At 64.3% G+C, this 23025-nt stretch carries 23 protein-coding genes; 11 read left to right on the top strand and 12 right to left on the bottom strand.

Features of this window, described 5'->3' with window-relative positions; all coding sequences use genetic code 11:
- Window position 1 precedes the first annotated feature (1 nt).
- The 3 genes from GA566_RS23620 to GA566_RS23610 are packed head-to-tail and all read right to left on the bottom strand — an operon-like array spanning window position 2 to window position 3320.
- Window positions 2–1240, bottom strand: coding sequence for a cyclopropane-fatty-acyl-phospholipid synthase family protein (locus GA566_RS23620; RefSeq protein ID WP_160474184.1), 1239 nt, complete (start codon window positions 1238–1240; stop codon window positions 2–4).
- Window positions 1237–2031 carry a DUF1365 domain-containing protein gene (locus tag GA566_RS23615; RefSeq protein WP_137927367.1) on the bottom strand — a complete coding sequence of 265 codons (795 nt, stop codon included), beginning with the start codon at window positions 2029–2031 and terminating at the stop codon, window positions 1237–1239. Before GA566_RS23615 ends, GA566_RS23620 begins: the two co-directional genes overlap by 4 nt.
- Complete coding sequence (locus GA566_RS23610) at window positions 2028–3320, bottom strand: FAD-dependent oxidoreductase (protein ID WP_160474183.1); 1293 nt, start codon at window positions 3318–3320, stop codon at window positions 2028–2030. Before GA566_RS23610 ends, GA566_RS23615 begins: the two co-directional genes overlap by 4 nt.
- A gap of 112 nt (window positions 3321–3432) precedes the next feature.
- Between GA566_RS23610 and GA566_RS23605 the strand changes: the two genes are divergently transcribed.
- The gene (locus GA566_RS23605) at window positions 3433–4050 is read left to right on the top strand and encodes a TetR/AcrR family transcriptional regulator (protein WP_160474182.1); all 618 of its coding nucleotides are present in this window, start codon (window positions 3433–3435) and stop codon (window positions 4048–4050) included.
- On the opposite strand, the gene GA566_RS23600 is transcribed toward GA566_RS23605, so the two are convergent.
- On the bottom strand, window positions 4023–4769 hold the full coding sequence (locus GA566_RS23600; protein ID WP_160474181.1) for a Crp/Fnr family transcriptional regulator: 747 nt from the start codon (window positions 4767–4769) through the stop codon (window positions 4023–4025). The two genes, GA566_RS23605 and GA566_RS23600, sit on opposite strands and share 28 nt — an antisense overlap.
- Before the next feature lie 95 nt (window positions 4770–4864).
- Here GA566_RS23600 and GA566_RS23595 point away from each other — a divergent pair, with 95 nt between their 5' ends.
- Genes GA566_RS23595 through GA566_RS23570 form a run of 6 tightly spaced genes read left to right on the top strand, consistent with a single transcriptional unit; the run spans window position 4865 to window position 11114 of the window.
- Window positions 4865–6982 (top strand): TonB-dependent receptor, encoded by a 2118-nt coding sequence (locus GA566_RS23595; RefSeq protein ID WP_160474180.1) that lies wholly within the window; start codon window positions 4865–4867, stop codon window positions 6980–6982.
- Window positions 6982–8064, top strand: coding sequence for an ABC transporter substrate-binding protein (locus GA566_RS23590; protein WP_160474179.1), 1083 nt, complete (start codon window positions 6982–6984; stop codon window positions 8062–8064). The genes GA566_RS23595 and GA566_RS23590 overlap by 1 nt, the downstream gene beginning before the upstream one ends.
- Window positions 8064–9101 carry an iron ABC transporter permease gene (locus GA566_RS23585; RefSeq protein WP_160474178.1) on the top strand — a complete coding sequence of 346 codons (1038 nt, stop codon included), beginning with the start codon at window positions 8064–8066 and terminating at the stop codon, window positions 9099–9101. The genes GA566_RS23590 and GA566_RS23585 overlap by 1 nt, the downstream gene beginning before the upstream one ends.
- Window positions 9094–9870 carry an ABC transporter ATP-binding protein gene (locus GA566_RS23580; RefSeq protein ID WP_137927373.1) on the top strand — a complete coding sequence of 259 codons (777 nt, stop codon included), beginning with the start codon at window positions 9094–9096 and terminating at the stop codon, window positions 9868–9870. The genes GA566_RS23585 and GA566_RS23580 overlap by 8 nt, the downstream gene beginning before the upstream one ends.
- Window positions 9867–10496 (top strand): hypothetical protein, encoded by a 630-nt coding sequence (locus GA566_RS23575; RefSeq protein ID WP_160474177.1) that lies wholly within the window; start codon window positions 9867–9869, stop codon window positions 10494–10496. The genes GA566_RS23580 and GA566_RS23575 overlap by 4 nt, the downstream gene beginning before the upstream one ends.
- Window positions 10497–10499: 3 nt before the next feature.
- Window positions 10500–11114: a hypothetical protein gene (locus GA566_RS23570; RefSeq protein WP_160474176.1), complete on the top strand. Its 615-nt coding sequence runs from the start codon at window positions 10500–10502 to the stop codon at window positions 11112–11114.
- Between the two features lie 22 nt (window positions 11115–11136).
- Here GA566_RS23570 and GA566_RS23565 read toward each other — a convergent pair whose 3' ends face one another.
- Window positions 11137–12486, bottom strand: a complete 1350-nt coding sequence (locus GA566_RS23565) for an epoxide hydrolase family protein (protein ID WP_237380603.1) — start codon at window positions 12484–12486, stop codon at window positions 11137–11139.
- A gap of 280 nt (window positions 12487–12766) precedes the next feature.
- Between GA566_RS23565 and GA566_RS23560 the strand changes: the two genes are divergently transcribed.
- Entirely contained in the window at window positions 12767–13255 is a 489-nt protein-coding gene (locus tag GA566_RS23560; RefSeq protein ID WP_202126857.1) for a cupin domain-containing protein, read from the top strand.
- Window positions 13256–13272: 17 nt separating this feature from the next.
- On the opposite strand, the gene GA566_RS23555 is transcribed toward GA566_RS23560, so the two are convergent.
- Complete coding sequence (locus tag GA566_RS23555) at window positions 13273–14184, bottom strand: LysR family transcriptional regulator (protein WP_160474175.1); 912 nt, start codon at window positions 14182–14184, stop codon at window positions 13273–13275.
- 154 nt (window positions 14185–14338) lie between these two features.
- On the opposite strand from GA566_RS23555, the gene GA566_RS23550 reads away from it, so the two are divergent.
- Entirely contained in the window at window positions 14339–14992 is a 654-nt protein-coding gene (locus tag GA566_RS23550) for a DsbA family protein (RefSeq protein WP_346813567.1), read from the top strand.
- 84 nt (window positions 14993–15076) lie between these two features.
- On the opposite strand, the gene GA566_RS23545 is transcribed toward GA566_RS23550, so the two are convergent.
- Window positions 15077–15439, bottom strand: coding sequence for a hypothetical protein (locus tag GA566_RS23545; RefSeq protein WP_160474174.1), 363 nt, complete (start codon window positions 15437–15439; stop codon window positions 15077–15079).
- Window positions 15440–15584: 145 nt separating this feature from the next.
- On the bottom strand, window positions 15585–16097 hold the full coding sequence (locus GA566_RS23540) for a hypothetical protein (RefSeq protein ID WP_160474173.1): 513 nt from the start codon (window positions 16095–16097) through the stop codon (window positions 15585–15587).
- A gap of 276 nt (window positions 16098–16373) precedes the next feature.
- Here GA566_RS23540 and GA566_RS23535 point away from each other — a divergent pair, with 276 nt between their 5' ends.
- Window positions 16374–17300: a LysR substrate-binding domain-containing protein gene (locus GA566_RS23535; RefSeq protein ID WP_160474172.1), complete on the top strand. Its 927-nt coding sequence runs from the start codon at window positions 16374–16376 to the stop codon at window positions 17298–17300.
- An 89-nt stretch (window positions 17301–17389) separates the two neighbouring features.
- Window positions 17390–18382 (top strand): tripartite tricarboxylate transporter substrate binding protein, encoded by a 993-nt coding sequence (locus GA566_RS23530; protein ID WP_160474171.1) that lies wholly within the window; start codon window positions 17390–17392, stop codon window positions 18380–18382.
- 33 nt (window positions 18383–18415) lie between these two features.
- Here GA566_RS23530 and GA566_RS23525 read toward each other — a convergent pair whose 3' ends face one another.
- The 4 genes from GA566_RS23525 to GA566_RS23510 form a co-directional block, all read right to left on the bottom strand.
- On the bottom strand, window positions 18416–19033 hold the full coding sequence (locus GA566_RS23525; protein WP_160474170.1) for a LysE family translocator: 618 nt from the start codon (window positions 19031–19033) through the stop codon (window positions 18416–18418).
- Between the two features lie 76 nt (window positions 19034–19109).
- On the bottom strand, window positions 19110–20696 hold the full coding sequence (locus GA566_RS23520; protein WP_160474169.1) for an EAL domain-containing protein: 1587 nt from the start codon (window positions 20694–20696) through the stop codon (window positions 19110–19112).
- Window positions 20697–21101: 405 nt separating this feature from the next.
- Window positions 21102–21968, bottom strand: coding sequence for an intradiol ring-cleavage dioxygenase (locus tag GA566_RS23515; protein WP_160474168.1), 867 nt, complete (start codon window positions 21966–21968; stop codon window positions 21102–21104).
- 96 nt (window positions 21969–22064) lie between these two features.
- Complete coding sequence (locus GA566_RS23510) at window positions 22065–23003, bottom strand: 2-hydroxyacid dehydrogenase (protein ID WP_160474167.1); 939 nt, start codon at window positions 23001–23003, stop codon at window positions 22065–22067.
- Between the last annotated feature and the right edge of the window lie 22 nt (window positions 23004–23025).

Below are 23025 nucleotides of genomic sequence, written 5' to 3'. Positions count from 1 at the left end.
GCTAGACCTCGCGCGTGAGCAGGAACTGCATCACGTCCGTACGGTCTTCGTCGAAGCTGGCCTCGCAGTAGCACAGGTACAGATGCCACAGCCGCACGAATGCTTCATCAAAGCCTTGCGCCATCACCTCGTCGCGACGTGACATGAACTGCTGGCGCCAGCGTCGCAGTGTCTCGGCATAGTCATGGCCGAACGCGAGCACAATGCTGACCGGCAACCCGGATCGGCCTGCCGCGCGCGAAAAATGTCCGGGGCTGGGCAACATGCCTCCGGGAAAGATGAATTCGCGGATGAAGTCGCTGCTGGCGCGGTAGGCGTCGATACGATGCTCGGCCATGGTGATCGACTGCACCAGTATCTGACCGCCCGGACGCAGGCGCGCGTACAGCGTGTCGAAATAGGTGCGCCAGTAGGCTTCGCCCACCGCTTCGAACATCTCGATGGACACGATGGCGTCGTAGCTGCCATCGAGATCGCGATAGTCGCACAGTGCCAGCGAGACACGATCTTCCATGCCGGCTTGCCTGACACGTTCCTGCGCCCGTGCGAGTTGCGCAGGCGATATCGTGATGCCATGGACGTTCACGCCGCGTCGCGCCGCATGCAATGCGAATCCGCCCCAGCCGCAGCCAACTTCCAGTACGCGCATGCCGGGCTGCAATTTCAATGTGTCGAAGATGTGCGCGTACTTGGCTTCCTGCGCATCGTGCAAGGGTTGATCGACATCGCCTGCGAACCATGCGGCGGAGTACGACCAGGTGTCGTCGAGCCACAGCGCATAGAAATCATTGCCGAGGTCATAGTGCGCGTGGATGTTCCGGCGGCTGCCATCGCGCGTGTTCTTGCGCAGCAGATGCCGCAACTGATACCAGCGGCGCGACAGCCATGTGCCGGCGATGGTGCGCGGCAGCGCGGACTCGTTGCGAAGGGCGAGACGCAATAGCGCGGTGACATCGGGGCTGTCTACCCACTGATCGCGCCACGCCTCGGCAAAGCCGATATCGCCTGCGCGCAGTATCCGCTCGCAGGCGCGCCAGTCGCGCAGTGTCAGCCGAGCGCCCGGCGACGCGTGGGGATCTCCGAAGATCCTTTCCGCGCCGTCCGGCAGCGTCAGCACGATATGGCCCACCTTCACGCGCGCCAGTGTGGCCAGGAACACGCGGCCCGCCACGGGAATCTCTGCCGATGCCGAACGGGACCACGGGGACAAGGTACGAAGGCTGAACGCGGAGCGGATCATGGGCGAATATCGTCGAGAGGCGATTCCGTAGCGGGAGAAGGCGATACATCGGCGGGCGGCCGCTTGCCGTGGAAGGGCACGCCACGCATCCAGAGTCGCAATGCCTGCCAGTGGATGCGCAGCGTCACCGACAGCGTGAGCCACGGCTGGCGCAGCAAGGCGTGCAGCATCGTTGTGCCTGTCAGGGGCTGCTTGTGTCCACTGATTGCAGTGCGAAGCAGCATGCCGGCATCGTCGAGATAGTCGATGCCGACGAAAGACGTGGTGCCCGACTCCCGCACGTGCATTGCGTAATGGCCGCGCACATCGTTGAAGGGTGATACATGCAGCAGCTTGCGCGTGGCCAGTACCGTGCGGTCATGGATGGGTCCGAGGTCGGGTGCGGTCACCAGATAGGTGTGGCGCCCGCCAAACGTGTTGTTGACTTCCGCTACCAGGGCGCGCAGGTTGCCGTCGCGGTCATGGCAGAACCAGAAGCTCACTGGATTGAAGGCGTAGCCGAACAGGCGTGGGAACGTTTGCAGCCAGATCTCGCCATCGTCGGGAAGATCTGCCGCGCGCAGTCGCGCACGCATCCACGTGGACAGGTCGCTGCCGTCGCGCGCGCCGTAGTCCTGTGTGCGCAGGCTGACGATGCCTGCACGGTCGATGCCAAACCACCAGCGGTTGAGTTGAGCGAGTGCATCGACGTTCAGCCGCAGGCAGAACACGGGATACACAAAGCGGTGCCGCACCGGCCGCAGGCGATCATGCATGACGCGACACTGCAGTAGCCAGGCGTTGGGATTCATAGCCGGGCCCAGGTTGGCAATGCACCGAAATCGCGCACCACGCGCAGCGCGGACTTCAGGCCATCTTCATGGAAGCCATAACCCGTCCATGCCCCGGCATACCACGTGCGGCGGCTTCCCTGCAGCGCGGGCAGTGCCTGCTGCGCAGCAATGGCGCGCAGGTCGAACAGTGGATGCTGATACGTGAAGCGACGCAGCTCGGTGCCGGGCGCAGGTTCGCGGAACGCGTTGAGCGTGACCACGACCGGTGTGCGGAATGGCAGCGGCTGAAGCTGATTGACCAGATAGCTTACACATACCGCACGCGACATATCGGCGCGCTGCCCACCGAGATAGTTCCACGCCGACCATACGCGTGGACGGCGCGGCAACAGCGTGGGGTCCGTGTGAAGGATGGCGACATTCGGCCCATAGCGCACCGCACCCAGCAGGTCCCGTTCGGCATCGCTGGCATCCACCAGCATGTGCAGCGTGTCAGGCGCATGGGTGGCCATCACGATGGCATCGAAGCGTTCCGTGCCGGCATCGGTCATGACATCGACGCCGGTGTCATCGCGCCGCACGGCACGCACTGCAGTGCGCAGGCGCACATCGTCGAGTTGTGCAGCAATGCGGCGGACATACTCGCGCCCGCCACCGGACACCGTGCGCCACTGCGGACGATTGGTGATCTGCAGCAGCGCGTGATTGATGCAGAAGCGCAAAAAGGTGGCGGCGGGAAAGCGCAACACATCGGCGGTGGCACACGACCAGATCGCGGCGGCCATCGGCAGCAGGTAGTGCTGGCGGAAAGGCTGGCCATAGTTGCCGATGGTGAGCAGTTCGCCCAGCGAGCAACCACTGTGATCCGCATGCACAAGGTTGCGCGGCGCGGCGCCGTTGAAGCGCACGATATCGCGCAGCATGCCGAGGAACGTTGGCGAGAACGCATTGCGACGCTGCGCGAACACCGTGTTGAGACTGGTGCCGGCCCATTCCACGCGCCCGTGGTCCATCGACACCGAGAACGACATATCGCTGGGACGCGACGCCACGCCCAGTTCGTCGAACATCGCAATCAGGTTGGGGTAGGTGCGGTCGTTGAACACCAGAAAGCCGGTATCGACCGGACTGGTCTGTCCATCCAGCGTGACGTCGACGGTATTGGTGTGGCCGCCGAGATAATCGCCCGACTCGAACAACGTGACGCGGTGCCGACGGGCAAGCAGCCACGCACTGGCCAGCCCCGAAACGCCGGCGCCGATCACGGCGATGCGAAGTCCACTTGAGGTGCCGAAAGATGCATTCACGACCCGTGCTCCCGGTGATTTCTTGCTTTGGCAGTGCGTTTTTCGCAGCCGGTGCTAAGATGGACGCTACCGTTTCGGAAATAAGACTACTACATAGTAGCGAGATTTACTAATGAGTATTTTCGGCAGGCTCAGTTTCAAGGACCAGGCATTCCAGTTGCGTGAGGACGCGATCCTCGACGCGGCGACGCGCATTCTCGCGGGAAAGGGGTTCGACCTGATGACCATGGACGACGTGGCCGGCGAGGTCGGTATTTCCAAGCCCAGTCTCTACAAGCATTTCAAATCGAAGGACGAACTGGTGGGGGCGGCAATGATCCGCCTGATCGACGGCGCGCTGGCATTCCTCGATGCGCTGCCCGATGACCTCACCGCGATGGGACGCCTGCGCGCGCTGCTGGAGTGGGCGCTGACGGTGCGGCTCCAGGGCGGGTTGCCCTTTCTCCCATCGACCAGCCCCGCCGTGCGCGACATGCTGCTGCGCAATCTGCCCTATGTGGCGCGGGTGCTCAAGTTGAACGGGCGATTAAAAGGGATGGTTGTCGAGGCCAAGAAAGCCGGCGACCTGAACAGTGACCTGCCGGACGACGTGATCCTGTTCAGCTACTACGCGCGCACCTGCGACCCGGCGGTGGAGTTTCTGCGCGTCTACGGCAAGCTCGACGATGCCACCATCGTCAGTCGCATGCTCGATGTGTGTTTTCAGGGGATAGGGGCGGAGAGGGCCTGAGCCGTTCCATCCGCCGGGCAGGCCACATTGCCGGCCAACGTCTCCAACGCGCGCGGCGTCGTGATACGCCAGGCCCGGCCGCGTCCTTCCAGATAGCCGAGCTTCTGCCAGTCGGCAAGCAACCGGTTCAACGTTTCTGCGCGTATCCCGAGCTTGGCAGCCAACTGGCGCTGGCTCAGCGGAAATTCGACGCGCATGCCGGTCTTGTTCGCCAGCTTCAGCAGGTAGGCGGCCAGACGCTGCGCGGCGCTGGTGCTGGCCAGCGTGTCCACATCGTCGATGCGTTGATGCAGGACATCGGCCGCCAGCGCGAGCATGCATAGCGCAAGCTGGGGATGGTCGAGACACGTTTGGTGGAGATTGTCTCGTCCGAAGCGGCACAACGTGCTGTCTTCTGCCGCACGCGCCTCGACGGGATACGTCCGATGCGGCATGAACATGACGATGGGCGCCAGCCACTGGCCCGGCAACGCGTGGTGGAGGATTCTGTCCTCGCCATCGATCCCGATGCGCAGCGTATCGATGCGGCCGCACATGACCAGATACCAGTAGTCCGCGCGCTGGCCCTGCCGGAATACGCAATCCCCTTTCTGCAGCGCCGTGATCGAAGCGTCCGCAAGCAGTGGCTCGATCGGTATCGTCTGGCTCCATAACGGATGGCTGGCGAGCATGACCTGCACCGCTTCCACGTTCATCCGCGCTGTCTTGATATTTCTCATTGGTGATTGACCCCGAGATCCGAATAATTCGCAAATGATAATCATTCGCGAAAACGTGGGCCTCTGACAAGAGGACCACCCTCGGGGAGGTCAATGTGTTACGTCATTTTGTAGCCTGCGGTGCAGGCAGTGTCCTGGCGCTGGGCTGGCCGTGCGTGAGCGCGGCGGCGGAGGATGGCAATGTTCATGAATTGCAGGGCGTGACCGTGAGCGCGACGCGCACGGCCGATTCCATCGAGGAAACGCCGCGCGCGGTGACGGTCATCTCCGGCGAGGAGATCCAGGATCGCGTAGGCAGCGGCGGCATCCAGGGAATGCTGGCCGATGTGCCCGGCCTCGCCTTTGCGCGCACGGGCGGACTCGGTGGGCAGTTGGTGATGCGCGGCTTCAACACCAACTCCGGCCGCTCGATCATGGCCATCGACGGCGACCGTTACCGGGGCCGCAGCACGCTCGAATACAACATGATCGATCCCAACTCGGTGGAGCGCATCGAGGTCATCCGGGGACCGGCGTCGTCGATCTATGGCTCCGATGCCATGGCAGGCGTGGTCAACATCGTGACGCGCCGTGCCAAGGTCGAACGGGATCAACCGTTTTCGCTGAAGCCGAAGATCCGCGCCGTGGAGTGGAACAGTGTCAACAACATGGTGGGCGGGCGTGCCGAACTGCTTGGCGGCGGCAAGGGCTTCGACGTCATGCTCGGCATCAATCATCGCGACGCGGGCGATTACTCCACCCCCATCGGCGATGCGCTGAATAGCGGGTTCAATGCGACGGGTGCGGATATGGCGGTGGGCTTCTCACCAAGCGCCGATTCGCGCTGGGAGTTGTCCGGGCGCTACCAGCGTGTGGTCAGCAAGCGGGCAGGCGGCCTGGGCGCGGCGCCGGGCGAACCGTACCTGAGCGTGCGCGAAGACCCGATCATCGAACGCTATGTGCGGCTGGCCTATGAAGGACGCCGTGTCGCCACGTGGATCGACAGCCTCGACGCCAGCGTCTACGTGCGCGATTTCGATACCGATATCTATCAACGCAACAGCAGGTCGCCTGCGGTGACGGTGTACAACCACATCAAGGTCTACACGCCCACGGTCTGGGGCGGCCACGTCACGGCAATGAAGCGGCTTGGCAGCCATTCGTTGAGTTTCGGCGGCGACTTCTTCAACGAGAGCTTCGATGGCCGCGTCAACAATGTGCAGCGCTACCGCAACAGCACGGGCGCATTGATCGGCAGCACCGGCTGGCGGCAGATGGAGCGCGGCGCGGACCAGACCAATGTGGGCCTGTTCATCCACGACAACTGGCACGTTGGCGAGAACTGGACGCTGTCCGGATCGCTGCGCGGCGACATCGTGGATGTGCGCATCGGCGACGCGATTCCCAACGAAGCTCCCGCGCTCACACGGGCATACGAAGGCAAGACTTCGCCGCGCCACTACGCGGTAACCGGTGGCATTGGTGCGATCTACCAGTTCGCGCCCGCATGGCAAGTGGTGGGCAATTTGAGCCGGGGCTTTCGCGCGCCATCGGGCATGAACCTGACGATTGCCAGCATCGCGGGCACGCAGCCCATGCTGCCATCGCCCGATCTTTCGCCCGAGACCAACCTGACCGCCGAGATGGGGTTGCGCTGGTATGGCCGTCGTAGCTGGTCTCGGTTGACCGCTTACCAGAGCAAGTACACGGACCTGATCACACCGCGTCGCGTGGGACCCAACTTGTTCCAGCGGCAGAACCTGGGCAAAGCCACGATCCGCGGTGTCGAACTGGAAGGGCGCGCGCGCATCACGCAACAGTGGAGTGCGGGGCTCTCTGCCACCTATACGCATGCGCGGAACGATATCAATGGCGAGCCGCTGCCATACGTGGCGCCACTGACCGCCAATGCCTCGCTGCGCTACGACGGCAAGGGCTGGCATGGTGAAGGCGTGATCCGCGCCTTCCAGGCCAAGCGCAACATCGACCCGACGCAAGAGCGACGTACCGCTGGCTACACGATGGTCGATCTGTTCTTCGGCATGGATGTGGATCGCCTGCTCGGTAGCGAATGGCGCGACTGGAAGCTGCTGGCTGGTGTGGAGAACGTGTTCAACAAGGTGGGCCGCAATCCCACGGTGACGGAGAACCTGTCGTATCCGAACACGCTGGTGGGCAATCCGCTGGTGGAGCCGGGACGGTCCGTGGTGCTCAAGCTGGTGGGGACGTATTGATGCGCTCGCTCGGATGCTTGTTCGTATCGCCGACGTTGCTGCTGGGTGCGATGTCGAACACCCACGCGGGCAGCGTCGTGGACCAGATGGGCCGCACCGTATCGATTCCGGAACGTGTCGAGCGCGTGGCCGTCATTCCGATTCCGATTGCCTCGATGGTCATGGCGGTGGATGGTAGCGCGGCGCGTCTCGCAGGCATGCACGGTGCCAGCCGCGCGGACTTCGAACTCGGCATGCTGGGACGCATGTTCCCCGAGGCGGCGCGGTTGCCCACGCAGGTGTCGGGCGAAGGCTTCGTGCCGAATGTGGAGGCACTCGCTGCCACACGTGCAGACTTGGTGATCCAGTGGGGGGATCGTGGCGACGATATCGTGCGTCCAATCCGCGGCCTCGGCCTGCCCGTGGTGACGTTGCGTTATGGCGATAGCAGTCTGGCCGCGGGTTGGCTGCGATTGGTAGGCGCAGCGCTGGGCAAGACCGGGCGCGGCGAAACCCTTGCACAGTGGTTCGAGGCGAGCCGAGCGGCCACTGGCAAGCGCGCGGCTTCCATCCCCGATGCGGAGCGGCCCCGTGTGGTCTACCTGCAGCGCGCGCGTTCGGGTTTGCGCGCGGCGGGCAAGGGCACGAGCATGGATGGCGATATCCGCCTGTCCGGTGGCATCAATGTCGCGGCCGGCGTGCCCGGCTTCGCGCAGATCGATGCCGAGCAGTTGCTGGCCTGGAATCCACAGATCGTGCTGCTGAACAATTTCGAGCCGGGACTCGCACCCGCCGATCTCTATCGCGATCCGCGATTGCAAGGCTTGGCAGCAGTGCGTGACAGGCGCATCTACAGCTATCCGCACGGCGGTTTCCGCTGGGACCCGCCCAGCCAGGAGACGCCGCTGACACTGGACTGGTTGTCCAGCGTGTTCCATCCGCAACGCGCCGTGCCGGGTTTCAGGGTGCGCGTGAGCGAAGCCTATCGCATGCTTTACGGCTACACGTTGAGCGAGCGTGATACCGATGAACTGCTCAAGCTCGGCATCAATGGCGACAGTGCGCATTACCGTGCGCTGTTCGGCAACGAGGTGAAGCGGTGATGGTTCGGTCGTTATCTCATCGTTTGTTTCGCTTCACACCTTCCACGCTGATTCTGGCCGTCGCGCTTCCGGTCATCGTCGTGCTGGCGATGGCTGCAGGCCGCTATGCCATTGCACCGGGTACGGTGCTGCGCATCCTTGCCGCGCCGCTGCTGGGTGAAGGCGACTGGAGTCCCTTGCAGCAGAACGTGGTGCAGGGCGTGCGCCTGCCGCGCGTCTTGCTGGCTGCCGTGGTCGGCGCGGGGTTGGCGGGCGCGGGCGCGGCGCTACAGGCGCTGTTTCGCAACCCGCTGGCCGAGCCGCAATTGCTGGGCGTATCGTCCGGCGCAGCGTTTGGTGGCGTGCTCGCGTTGCTGTGGCTGGGCGATGGCTGGCCTGTTGTCACCGGTGCGCTGCTCTGGGGTTTGCTGTCGCTGCTCGCGGTGTACTGGCTCGCCGGTGCGCGCAAGGGCGAAGGCGGCGGCACGGTGTTGCTGGTACTGGCCGGCATCGTGGTCAATGCGGTGTTTGCGTCGGGTGTCTCGCTGATCAAGGTGATGGCCGATCCGCAGAACCAGCTACCGGCCATCGTCTTCTGGCTGATGGGCAGCCTGGCTGCCGCGGACTATCCCCGGCTTTGGCTCACATTGCCATGCATCGGCCTGAGCCTGTTGCTGTTGTATGGCATGCGCTTCCACCTGATGGCGCTGGCCGTGGGCGAGGCCGATGCGCGCAGCCTCGGGGTGCCGGTCCGCCGTGTGCGCGTGCTGGCGCTGCTGGCCGTTGGCGTCATTGCGGCGTCGAGCGTGGCCGTGTGTGGCGTGGTGGGCTGGGTGGGGCTGGTGGTGCCGCATCTGGTGCGCATGAGTTGCGGTGGTGATCATCGACGCTTTCTGGTCAATACCGTGCTGGCCGGCGCCGCCTACCTCGTACTGGTCGATACGCTGGCGCGCACGCTCACGCAAATGGAGATTCCGCTGGGCGCGCTCACTGCGCTGTTCGGTGCGCCATTGTTCGCATTCCTGATTCGTCGGCTGGGAAGGAGTGCGCATGACTGAGATCGCCTTGCAGTGCAGTGGCATTGGTCATCGCTATGGCGCGCGCTCCGTGCTCAGTGATTTCTCGCTGCAGCTTCCGCGTGGCGCCTTGTGTGCGCTGATGGGCGCGAATGGCGCGGGTAAATCGACGCTTCTCAAGATTCTTGCGGGACATCTTGCACCGGCTGCGGGACAAGTACACCCGACGGGGCGCATGGGATTTGTGCCGCAGGAAGTGCATCCCGCCTTGCCCATCGGCGCGCTGGAAATGGTGCTGCTGGGCCGCGCCGGGGGCATCTCGATGCTGCGTGCACCGGGGCGCGCAGACTATGCCGCTGCCCGTGCCGCGCTGGAACGTGTCGAAGCCGGGCATCTGGCCGATCGCGCCTTTCTCTCGCTATCGGGTGGTGAACGCCAGTTGATCGTGCTGGCACGCGCGTTGGCAGCGGAGGCCGATGTGCTGCTGCTCGATGAACCCTGTGCTGCCATGGACTGGCACAACCAGTCACTGACATTGCGTTTGCTGGCGGAACTGGCTGCCACCGGCATCACCATCATGTTCAGTACGCATGCGCCACAGCACGCACTGGAATTCGCCAGCCATGCCGTGCTGCTGTTCGCCGATGGCCAGCATGCCTCGGGGGCACCCGACCGCATCATGGATGAAGCCGCGTTGTCGCGCTTGTATCGCGTGCCGGTACGCCGCGTGAGACTGGACGCGCTTCCCCGCGCCGGCACGGCAGTGCCGGTGTTTTCGCATTCCACAGTGGAGAAACTGGAGTCATCGTGACGCATAACGTCCTGCATATCCGCGCCGTCTCACACGAGATGCCTGCGTTCCTTGGGCTGTTGAAATCGCGCGCCATGGCGTCGCGCTCTTTGCGCGAGCTATCCGCCGAGGATTTCCGCGAGCGCACGGCCATCCTGATCGAGGCACACATCGACCAGCGCGCCATGATGCACCATCGCGCCGCGCTGCGCGCCCATCTCGATGCCGGGGGCACCGTGGTGTTCAACGGCCATCTGGTCTATCCGATCTTCGACGAACTGGAGCCATTCCGCGTGGCGGCGGGCCGGGGCGTCAAGGACCTGATCGTCGAGCGCGTACATCCGCATCCTGTGTTTGACGGCGTGTCCCGCGACGACCTGAGCTTCCGGCGCGGCGTGGCGGGCTTCTATGGGCGCGGCGCCAATCCTGCGCCGCGCGATGCCGTGGTGCTGCATCGCCTGCAGCGCGATGGGTCGCCGCTGGACTGGGTGTGGCAACGCCCGCGCGGTGGACAAATCTTCATGCACGGCGGCAACAGTTGCTGGATGTACGCGGCGGATCAGACCAGCGCCGCGCGCATCGCACCGCAGCTTCTTGACTGGATCGAGGCCGGCGCACCGGCAGTGCTTGGCAAGGAAGAGGAGTAGGTCATGCGCATCGCATTCGTGGACGGTGGCACGTATTACCACCATGCAACGTTCAATGATCCGGCCTTCAGCGGGATCTTCGATGTCAACATCCATGCGCCGGATCTGGTGCGTGCCGATCTCTCGGAGGTGGACTGCCTGTACGTGGCCAGCCGGCAGAACCCTTTGGACCTGATCGCGGCGCGGCAGATGATCGCGGATTTTCTCGCAGCGGGAAAGCTGGTGGTGGCGCTTGGCGAAACCCGACCCGAACTGTGGCTGGACAATGTGGAGTGGCGTCCCGGCGAGACGAACTTCTGGTGGTGGCTAGAACCCGATGCGGACTCCGGTCTGCGCGTGGGCGATGAAACCCACGGCCTGTATGCCCGGCTGGTTCTGGCCGATGCCACATGGCACAGGCATGGCGACCTTGTCACACCATCGGGTGCGATATCGGTCGTGAATACCGTGGATGGACGTTCGATCCTTTATGACGACGCTGTGAGTGGACCGGGGCGCCGCATCGTCTCGACGCTCGACCCCTGCTACCACCACGGCAGCTACTTCATGCCGGCCGCAACGCGCTTCCTGCATGGTTTTCTGCCGTGGCTCAAGGCGGGGGCGCCGGTCCGACGCTGACCGGTGGCCCCCGTTCGGCGTATCAGCGCAACGAGCGGAACGATTTCCTCAACTCGTCGCTGAGCACTTCGGGCTGTTCCCACGCTGCGAAGTGACCGCCTTTCTCCAGCCGGCCATAGTGCAGCAGATTGGGAAACGCCTGCTGCACCCAGCTCTTCGGTGCCTGGTACAGCTCGTCGGGGAAGGCGCTCACTGCCACCGGGATCTTGATGCCCTTCGGCGCAAAGAACGCGAACTTGTTCTCCCAGTAGAGTCGCGCCGAAGACACGCCGGTGTTGGTCAGCCAGTACAGCGTGACGTTGTCCAGCACATCGTCGCGCGTCAGTCCTTCCCGCTGGCCGGCGAACACGCGTGCGATCAGTTCATAGCTGCGCGCATCGTGATCGAGCATCCACGCGGCCAGCCCGACCGGCGAATCGTCGATGGCATACAGCGTCTGCGGCCGGTTCGTCATCTCCTGTGCATAGGCCAGCCCGTGCTTGTAGAAGAAATCGAGTTGCCCATACGCGCGCTTCTCGTCGGCCGTGAGGCCGGCAGGGGCGGGCGCACCGGCCTGCAACGACTTCTCGATCTGCGGCGGCACCGCACCAGGCATCGTCGTATGGATGCCGATCAGTTCCGGCGGCGCCTGTACCGCCATCTGCTCGGTCACGGCATCGCCCCAGTCACCGCCCTGTGCCACATAGCGGGTATAACCCAGGCGCTTCATCAGGACGTTCCAGGTCCGCGCGATGCGGGCCGGATCCCAGCCCAGTTCTTCCGGCTTGCCGGAGAAACCGTAGCCCGGCAAGGACGGGATCACGACGTCGAAGGAATCCGCCGCGTTGCCACCGTGCGCCGTGGGATTCGTCAGTGGATCGATCAGCTTCAACTGCTCCACGATCGAGCCAGGCCAGCCGTGTGTGATGACGACCGGCAACGCGTTCTTGTTGCGCGAACGCACGTGGATGAAATGGATGTCGACGCCATCGATCTTCGTCACGAACTGCGGATACTGGTTGAGGCGTGCTTCGAACTTGCGCCAGTCATAGTCCGTGGACCAGTACTGCGCGAGCTTCTGCATCGTCTGCAATTGCACGCCCTGCGTGCCGTCCTTCACGAGTTCGCGGCTGGGCCACTTCGTGGCGGCGATGCGCTGGCGGAGGTCGGCCAGTTCCTTGTCCGACGCGTGATAGGCGAAAGGACGAATCGACGTGTCCTCGCCACGCAGGCGCTCGGTGGCCGTGGTGCCAGTCTTGTCGACAGGTGCCGGGGTAGCTTGCGCCATCGCTGACAGCGACGCGAGGGAAAGCATCAGTGCGCACGCGGCCGCGCTGAACGCGGTGCGCTGTGCGGAGCGATCAAGACCGGGCCTGGAGATGGGATGTGCCATGTTCGGAGTCCTTTTTTGCGTGGAGCCTGGCGATGCGCCGACTCGGTAGCGGGACGATAGTGAGCGCATGTGTCCAACATGTTCCGCGTGCAGGGGGTGTTTGTATCGCTCTGTAGTGATGGGCCCGAACACCGCGAGAAGCCGCCGCAGAACCGCTTGTTCCGCCGTGTATCAATTGAAGTTCCGGCACACCTGTTTATCGCCGTGCCGACCGCTCCTATATTTCGTGCGTACTGATTGGTCGATGACTGATTGGCCGACAACGATGGAGAACGCAGCGATGAACACGACGACAAGACGACTTGGCCTTTCGATTGGCCTGATTGCAGCGATGCTCGGTGCTGGCACCGCGAGCGCTGCGGGACTCTCTCCGAAGGCCAATGGATCGATCCTGCAGGAGGACATCAAGTGGTCGAGTTTCCCGGCTTTCCCCAAGCGCGCGCAGCTTGCGGTGCTCGTGGGTGATCCGGCGGTTTCGGGACCATACGTGGTGCGTGTGAGTGTGCCGGGTGGCGTGAAGCTGCTCCCGCACGTGCACCCCGAGGATCGGATCTATACCGTGATCTCCGGTGTGTTCTACATCGGCATTGGCGATGAATTCGATCCGCAGCGGCTGGTGGCCTATCCGCCGGGCAGCGTGGTCGTATTGCCGGGCGGCACCCCCCATTTTCACTGGGCACGGTCGGGCGCTTACGTCACGCAGGTCAGCGGTAACGGACCGCTCGGCATCGAATACGTGCATGCCGACGACGATCCGCGCAGCAAGTGAACGTCGACCAGTGAGCTTCAGTCGGCGAACTTCTCGACGAGGAAATCCACCAGTGCCCGCACGCGGCTCGACATGTGTCGCGCGTGGGGATACAGCAGCATGAAGGGCCGTGACGTGCCGCCGTGCTGTTGCAGGATTTCCACGAGCGCGCCGCTGCGCAGGTCTTCCTCCAGGACAAAGCGATACGTCTGGAACAGCCCTGCACCAGCCCGCGCGAGCGTGGCGCCGCCCAGTACATCTTCGGAGGCGGCGTAGGCGCCTGTGGTCACGATGTCCACGTCTTCGCCGTCCTGCCGGAACGTCCACGGAATGCGCCGGCCGCTGCTGGGCCGCTCGAACTGGATGCATTCGTGCGCCTGCAGATCATCCAGGGATTGCGGCGTGCCGTAGCGCTTCAGATAACCTGGCGTGGCCACCAGAACCAGTTCCGCATCTTCCAGCTTGCGCGCGATCAGCGCGGAATCGTCGGGCGCGCGGCCTCGTACGGCCAGGTCATAGGTGTCATCGGCAAAGTCCACGTTCCGGTTGCTGATGTGGACGTCGATTTCCACTTCGGGATAGCGCTCGCGGAATGCGGGAAGAACGGGCAGCACGCGATAGTGGGCATAAGGCGTGGGCAAGCTGATCCGCAGGCGCCCGGCTGGGGTTGCATGCTGGCCACTGATCTGGCGCTCGGCCTCTACCAGTTGCGCAAGGGCTGTCCGGCTTTGCTCGAAATACGCGCGGCCTTCTTCGGTCAGGCGGATCTGGCGCGTGGTACGCACGAACAGGCGCACGTTGAGCCGTTCCTCCAGGCGAGACACGCTGCGGCTCACCGCGGCAGGCGTCACGCCGGCGGCCACGGCTGCTGCGGTAAAGCTGCTGAGTTCTGCAGCCAGGCAGAACAGTTCGATGCTGCCAAGCTGCAGGTCGTCGAATTGGCGCTTCATGGTTTATTGACACCGTGTAATGACTGTTGTTGGCGGTGCGTCCTTCAATGTCCGGCACGAGGTCGCCAGAATTCGGAGGTCGAATTCCGGACATTGTAGTTAAACGCGTCACCGAACGCCTATGGCGCCGATGACCGTCTCCCACATGAGGTGAATGATGGAACTGATCTATATCGGCGATCCGATGTGCTCCTGGTGCTATGGATTTGGCAAGGAACTGACCACGCTGCAGCAGCGGCACCCCGAACTCCCGATGCGCATCGTCGTGGGCGGCATCCGTGCCGGCGCCACTGATGTTCTCGATGATGCGGGCAAGCGCTTCCGGCTGCAGCACTGGACGCGCGTGGAACAGGCCAGCGGCCTGCCGTTCAATCGCGATGCCTTGATGGCGCGCGAAGGCTTTGTCTACGACACCGAGCCCATCTGTCGGGCGGTGGTGACGGCGCGCAGGCTCGCGCCCGATGCGGACTTGCTCGCGGTGTTCCGCGCGCTCCAGCATGCGTTCTATGTGGATGGGCTGGATACCACGAATGGCCGCGTCCTGGCTGACGTGGCGACGAAAGCCCTGGTGCAACAGTCGCACAAGATCGATGCCGTGGCATTTCTCGACGAATGGAAGACGCAGGCTGCCATCGAGGAAACCGCCGTCGATTTCCGCACCGCACGGCTCTGGGGTGTGGGCAGCTTCCCGACGCTGGCGCTCCGGGACGGCAAGAAGCTCTACCAGGTGGTGACTGGATATGCGTCGGCGGATGCCGTGGACGTGGCGCTGCAGAATGCGCTCAAGCTCGTGCGCACTGCCGCCTGAAGCGAGACGCCGATAGAAAGCACAATACCCGCGCGCCTGAGCGCACAGGTATTGCAATGCCAACTGCGGTGATCTGCGTGAAGGTTACTTGCTGGACTTGGCACCGTCCGTGTACGGGTTGTACTTGTCGGACTTCGCGCCATCGGTGTACGGATCGGGCTTGCCGATCTTCGCGCCGTCGGTGTACGGGTCGGGCTTGCCCCTGGCACCGTCCGTGTACGGGTCAGCCTTTGCGGTCGGTGCAAGGTCGGTGCGCGTGGTGGACTTGGCACCGTCGGTGTACGGATCGAACTTGCCTGCCTTGGCACCGTCGGTATAGGGATCGGCCTTGCCGGAGCGGGCGCCCTGGCTGTAAGGATCGTACTGCTTGGTCTGCGCCTGGGCCAAGGGGGCCAGTGCCACGGCCGCCGCTGCAACAATCAGGCTGGATAGGATGGTCTTGCTCATGAAAGCCTCGCCAGATGGGGCGCGATTCAGGAAGCCGCCCGACTGCGCCCACATTGCTTTGTCGGGCGAGCGGCTTGAGGCAAGCCTTGACGGCTGTCTTTGCAGTATCCATTAAGGATAGTCCCTGTCGCGCCCGCCCGCTGGCTCAATGCGGCCGCTCTTTGCGTGACCTGGGCGTCTCGCGAACGTTTGCAGCCGCCACGTCTTCGACACCGTTTTCCGGCGTCTCGGTTCCCACGGACAGCGCCGGCAGGTTGAGCAAGTGACCCCAGGCATCCACCCAGGCCCGTTGCGTGGCCGCGCCAAGTTCCATCATCGATGTGGCGTAGTGCAGCGGAATCGACAGGAACGGAATCTGGTTGGTCAATTGCCGGGCATAAAGGTCTTCGGGGTCTTGCGGCACAAAGAGCGACGCCCAGTCGAACTGTGCCTCCTCGGTCATGGACTTCGCAAAGTCGGTATTGAGCCCCACGAACTTGAACCAGCTGTTCATGACCGTGTTGTCGAACGGCACGAAGGGGTTGAACGGCGTGAGGGATGCGGCCAACGGTGCCGTGAACTGAGGCACTTGCGGAAACTGCGCAAACTGAGGGAACGCGAACGGGGCCATCGGCCAGCCAGGGAAGGCCGGGAAAGATTGCGTGGAATTGCTTGGCATGCGAGAAGCTCCGGTGAACCTACCAGTGAGTGAAAGGCTGCAAGCTTGGGGGCGTACGCGCGTCGAAAAATGCTTCACCGGGCGCATGGAAGAACTTCCATCAGGCGGCGTGGGAAGCACGCTGGCCCGGAGGCGGAGAACGACCTCCACATCGTCATCCATGATGGACCACGGGTCAACCTGAAGATTACCCGGTCAGCTTTTCGCGAATCACGATGCGCACTGCGTGGCAGCATCGGAAGGCACAATATCGGCCATCGGTGATGGGGAAGACATATGGAACTGCGGCAACTGCGCTATTTCGTGCACGTGGTGGAACTGGGCAGCATGGGGCAGGCGGCGCAGCGGCTGGGCGTGGTCACATCCGCGCTGAGCCAGCAGATCAGCCGGCTGGAAAGTGAGTTGTCCACGCGGCTGCTGCAGCGGACTTCCACGGGCGTAGTGCCCACCGATGCTGGCCTGGCCTTCTGGCGCCAGGCGCAACTGGCGCTGCGCCATGCCGACGATGCGGCGCAGGCAGCGCGTACCGCGCGGTTGTCGGGTCATGTCAGCGTGGGCATGGCGCCCACCACGCTGGCAGTGCTTGGGCCCTCGTTCATGGTGGCGATGCGCGAGCGCTATCCCGATATCCGGCTGCATCTCGTCGAGAGTCTCTCCGGCGGATTGGCATCGATGATCGGCGCGCGGCAGCTCGACCTGGCGGTGTTGTTCAGGCTCGAACCCGGCCAGCGCTGGAGCGCGGTGCCGTTGCTCGACGAACGCCTGTTTGTCATCGCGCGTCCGGACCAGCCCGGGTTGCCGGCGGCGCTGACAATGCGGCTCGATGCCATCGGCAATCTCCCTCTGATTCTGCCCAGCCGTGGACACGGCCTGCGCGCGGTGCTCGACGCCGCGTCGGCAGGCAACGCCGAGCCGCTCAATGTGGTTGCCGAGATCGATGGCCTGGCGGTGCTGATGGATGCCGTGCGCGCAGGACTGGGCGCCACGATACAGCCGGGTGCGGCTGTGGCGCGCCACATCGGCGATCCGCTTTCGATGATCGAAATCGAGGATGTGGGCGTGAGCCGCACGAACCTGCTGGTGAGTCCGTCCGACGACGAGCTGTCGCCAGCGGGCCTCGCGGCGCGCGGCGTGCTGGGGCAGGTGGCGCGCGAACTGGTGACCGCAGGGCGCTGGCCGGGCGCTAGTCTTCACGAAAACTGAAGACCGTCCGCCAGGAGGGTACTGGTTCACATGGCGCGGGTTTCGTAGAGTCCGGGAATTCTTATTCCAATGATCCCCAGGAGACTCGCATGACCCCATGCCAATCGAGGCGCCGCGCGCTGACAGCGCTCATGGCGCTGGCCGGTGCTTCCTTTTCCTTTTCTGTCCCGGCACTGGCTGCCGATGCCTGGCCGTCCAAGCCGATCACGCTCGTCGTGCCGTTCGCCTCGGGCGGCACCACGGACATCATCGGCCGCGCGGTAGGACAGCGGCTGGGTGAAGCGCTGGGCCAGCCCGTAGTGGTGGACAACCGTCCGGGCGCCGGTGGCACCATCGGCGGTGCACTTGTCGCGCGGGCCGCGCCGGATGGCTATACGTTCCTGCTGGCCACCGTGGCGCACACCATGGCACCGGGCATTTACAAGACGCTGCCGTACGATTTTCAGAAAGATCTCGAACCTATCGGCATGGTGGCGCTGACGCCCAACGTGCTGCTCGTGAATCCGTCGATTCCTGCGAAGACGGTGCCTGAGTTGATCGCCTACATCAAGGCCCATCCCGGTCAGGTCAACTATGGTTCGGCCGGCATCGGCAGCACCGAGCATTTGTCGGGTGAACTGTTCCGCGCGGCCACCGGCACCGATATCGCGCATGTACCGTACAAGGGCGGCGCGCCGATGATGACCGACCTGATCGCCGGCCAGATCCAGATGGCCATCGAGACCAGCCCATCGGCCAATCCGCACGTGAAAAGCGGCAAGGTCAAGGCACTGGCCGTGACCACGGCCAAACGATCTGCGGCCTATCCGGGCGTGCCGACCGTAGCCGAGAACGGTGTGCCAGGCTACGAGGTCACCACGTGGTACGCACTGATGGCACCGCGTAACACGCCCGAGGCGGTGCGCCAGCGCATGAGCGCGGAACTGGGCAAGGTGCTGAAGCAGGCCGATGTGCAGAAACGGTTCGACGAGCAGGGTGTGACCGCTGGCGACATGACACCGCCGCAGCTCGCCGGCTTTATCAAGACCGAAACGACGAAGTGGACCAAGGTGGCCAAGGACTCGGGCGCCAAGGCCGAGTAACGTCGCCTATCGCCGCGCGGCTGATCGCGCGAACTACAGGGCGCGGCGAATCTCCGCGAGTCCGAACGCGGCTAGTGCCAGCCCGGCCACGCGGTCGATCCACTGGCGCAGCCGCGTGCCCAGCGCATGGCGCGCGCCGGTAACCATCGCCACCAACACGCACCACCACGCCACCGATCCGCAGAACACGCCGAGCACGGTCGTCATCGCAATCGAGGTGGAGAACGGCCCGCGCGGCGCCAGCGTGGCGAACAGCGCCGCGAACATGATGATGGTCTGGGGATTCGTCAACGTCAGCAGGCAGGCGCTGGCAAACGCGCGCAGGCCGGTGCCATTGCCACGTAGCGACGCCACCTGATCGGTCGGCGTCTGGAAGAACGTGCGCAGGCCCAGGTAGAGCAGGAACAACCCGGCCGCCAGATGCAGCGGCTTGTCGTAGGCCAGCATGAACTGCGACACGCCCACCAATCCCAGCGCCGCCACCAACCCGTACACCGCATCCCCGCAGGCAATGCCCAGCCCAATCGACAGCCCGGCGCGTGGGCCGTCAGTCAGTGTGCGGCGGATGCAAAGCATGCCCATCGGACCAACGGGCGCGGCAACGGCCAGGCCAACGCCGGCAGCGGTCAGGAAGAGGGCGGGCAGGGACATGGTGGGGTCTCCGGATTTGTTTTGTTTGACAGGAGATTCTAGTGCTGCGGGACGATTCGATATTGCCATGTCGTACTCAAGCCGCCAACGGCGCCGTCCGAGCCAGCAGTTGCGCCAGTTCCACAGCAGGCACCGGCCGTCCGAACAGCCAGCCCTGTCCGTAGTCCACGCCTTGCTCGCGCAGGAAGTCGGCCTGGGCGCTGTCTTCGATGCCTTCGGCCACGATCTGGAGTCCCAGTGACTGTGCCATGGCGATGATGTGCGGTGCCACGGCGCTGGAAGCGGCTTCCTGTCCGATGGTGTCGACGAACGACTTGTCGATCTTCAGTGCATCGACCTTGAAGCTCTGCAGGTAGGACAGGCTGGAGTAGCCCGTGCCGAAATCGTCGATATAGACCGGGTGGCCGGCATCGCGGAATGCCTGGATGGTGTCGCGCGCCACGTCGGGTTCGAGGAATCCGCGTTCCGTGGCTTCGATACGGATCTGGTCCGGTGCGATGCCGGTACCACGCAAGCGGTTGGCGAGCACGCCCAGGAAGCGGCGGCTCTTGAGGTCTTCCACGCCGACATTGATCGACACATAGAACGACGGGTGTCGGCGCAGCAATGTGCCGAGTTCGGCCAGCACGATATCGAGCACCTGATCGGTGATCTGCTGGATCAAGCCGGCGTTCTCCGCCATCGGGATAAACAGGTTGGGACGCACGAGCCGGCCCTGTCGGCGCCATCGCACGAGTGCCTCCACGCCAACGCAATGATTGGTTGCCAGCGATACGATGGGCTGATAGTGGACGGCCATTTCGTGCCGCCGCACGGCGCCGCGCAGTTCGCCTTCCAGGCTGAAGCGGCGCGTGGCACGGCGCCATACCAGGATGCCGAGCGGCACGCCCGCAGCCAATCCCACCAGCAGTCCGCCGGCGAGCAGCGCCTTCCAGTTGGCGAGCAGCGCGGCGCGCGGCACCAGCACCACCACGGCCAGCGGCATGGTGCGCGAGCGGCGCAGTACCAGCGAGGCGTCGTCATCGCGCTGGGTTTCGCCACCCGACCCATAGGCGTGGTCTGCATAGGCGCGCTGCAATCGGGCCAGGCTCGCGCCCTGGGAAACGGCGAAGATGCGGCCGGCATCGGTATTCACCACGGCCAGCATGCGTGCCTCGCGATCCACTACATCGACAAAATTCTGCGGATCGATGGCCACGTAGTTGCCGTTGCGTCCGATCAGCAGCGTGCGGCGGGGCGCGGCGAACGGGTTGGGCTGGTCGAACCAGAAATCGAGGTTGTCACGCGTGCGCCAGTCGGGCGGGGGAAGGGACAACTGATCGGCCTGGATCGGCCCCAGCAGTGCGGAACACAGGCGCTTGCCGCCGCGATAGATGCCGGCGTCCTGAATATGGCGATAGGTATAGGTGATGCGCCGCATCTCGACGAGCTGCGCCGGCGAGCACGGTTCGTCCCGCAGGGATTCGAGATCGAGCAGTGCATTCTGCGCCTGGGTCATGACCGCTTCGGCACGGCCGACCGCGGCGTCGGCAAAGACGCTTAACTGCTCGGATTCGCGGCGATTGGCTTCCAGTTGAGCCATGAATACGCCGATCCCCACCGGGAATAGTGTGGCGAGCATGGCAAGCACGATCGTCACCACCAGGAACCAGCTGCGCTGCATCAGGAGCCCTCAGGAGACTGCGCCGCACGCGGCGCCCATGACGATCATGGCGCCGTCCTAACCCGATGTGTTGAGGCCAGTCAGGCTGGCTCTACCTGTACGCTCCGTGGAGCATAGCTAACAAATGCTGATCATGTCTGCGATTTGTCGCATTTTCTGGTATTTCCGGACGACACGCCTCCAGCAATGCGCGCAAGCATCGCCCACAGGGTAAGTCGATTGTTTTACGCCCGATATCGCCTCGGCGAAGAGTTCGGTGGGGTGGCGAACGGAGGGGATCGAACGAAGCGTATCGGAAAACCCGCGCCGGTCGATATGCGCTCCCCTCTCCCGCCTTGCGGGAGAGGGGAGCAAACACAGGCGGGAGATGGAAGAAGAATCGGGGGAAATCCAGAGGAAGCGTATCTACAGCTTCACCCCCGGCACAATCGCCGCCACCCGCGCTTCACCCTCCAGCGCAACCAGCTTGCCATGATCGGGCGGTGGCCCCGGAGGCGGGCCGCCCATCATCGCGCCCGGCCCCGGAAACCGCTCCGCCTTCGACGTCGCCGAAGGGTCCACCACCAGCGTCAGCGTGGCGATATAGCGTCCGTTGGCTTCGCGCACCGCGCCCAGGGTGGTGTCTCCCGCCTGCAGGGCGATGCCGTCGTTGCTGTTCAGCGTCTGCCGCACGCGCTTGCGGCGATAGGCGGATAGCTGCGTGTACAAGTACTCGCTGAGTGCGTCCGGCAGGAAGCACTGCGTGGTCAGCATGGCCCGGCTGCCATCGAGCACCTTCATGTGGAGATGCGTGGCCCGGCCTTCATACCAGCCTGGATAGATCGTGTGGAAGACGGCGGTGCCGGTTGCATCCACGGGTTGGCTGCCGCGCAGGAAGGTCTGGCCTTTGGTCGATACCCGCTGGTCGTGATCGTCGGTCTGGCCGGCGTAGCCCGAGTACACGCCAGCCGCGTTGCAATGCCACAGGTCCACGCGCTTGCCGGCAAGCGGGCGGCCGGCTGCATCGACCACGGCAAAGCGGATCTCGAGCGGTACGCCGGGCTGGCCTTCGGTGATGTCCTGTCGCACCTTGCCGGCATCGAAGTAGTACGGGCCTTCCGTGGTCTGGGCCGTCAGCGGCAGCGGCAAAGCGGAAGCGGAAGGGGAGGGTTCAGCGGGAGCTTGCGCCGGCGCCGTGCGGGACAGCGTGGCGAGGGCGGCGCCCCCGAGTCCCATGGCCAGCAGGTGCCGGCGACGTGACACGGAGGGCGGCCGCGCAGGGTTTGCGGGCATCGCGCGTTCCGGTGAGGAAAGGGGATGCCCAGTGTAGCGCTGGTGGCCGTACGCAGTGTTTCGGCACTGTGTCGGGCCGGCTACGCTTTGTCAGCCTCAGACTGCGGATTTCAGCACGGCACCCGTGGCGAAGAAGCTCTGCAGATTGTCGAAGACCAGTCCTGCCATGGCAGCGCGCGTTTCGTGCGTGCCGCTGGCAACGTGCGGCAGCAGCACGACGTTGTCGAGACCGAACAGTGCTTCGGGCACGCGCGGCTCGTCCTCGAACACGTCGAGTCCGGCGCCTGCAATACGCTTGTTCGTCAGGGCATCGATCAGCGTCGCTTCATCCACCACCGTGCCGCGCGCGATGTTGATCAGGTAGCCTTGTGGACCCAGTGCCTCCAGCACGCCGGCCGACACCATATGACGCGTTTCCGGCCCGCCCGATGCGGCGATGACAAGGAAGTCGGCCCACTTCGCCAGCGCTTCCAGCGAGGGTTCGAAACCATACGGCACCCCTTCCTGCGCCTTGCGGCCGAAGTACCGCACGTCCATATCGAAGCCGTGCGACCGCTTGGCGATAACCCGGCCGATACGGCCCATGCCGACGATGCCAAGCCGCTTGCCGCTGACGCGTGTGGTCAGCGGATACGCACCCTTGAGCCAGTCGCCGCGACGCACGAAGCGATCCGCGGCGCTGACCTGGCGCGCGGCGTCCATCAGCAGCGCAAAGGCGGTATCGGCCACGCAGTCGTTGAGCACGTCGGGCGTGTAGCCCACGGCGATGCCGCGTGCGCGGGCAGTGTCGAGGTCGAGCTTGTCCAGGCCCACGCCGAAGCTGGAGATCACGCGCAGGTTGGGCAGGGCGCCCAGCATCTTTGCGTCCACGCCGATAGCGGCGCGCGTAGTCATCGCCACGAACTCGCCGCCGTGTTGTGCGAGGTAGGCGGCTGGGTCGCTTTCGGCCCAGAACGGATGCACATCGAATTGCTCGGCCAGGCGGGCTTCGGTCTGTTCGGGGAGCCGGCCGTGCTGCAGGAGGCGTGGTTTCATGCGAGAAGAGTCCTATCTTGTT

This window comes from Cupriavidus sp. SW-Y-13 (assembly GCF_009793345.1).
Classification (GTDB): Bacteria; Pseudomonadota; Gammaproteobacteria; order Burkholderiales; family Burkholderiaceae; genus Cupriavidus.
Note: the sequence above shows the minus strand (reverse complement) of the source record. Positions and strands in the feature narration are given on the sequence as shown.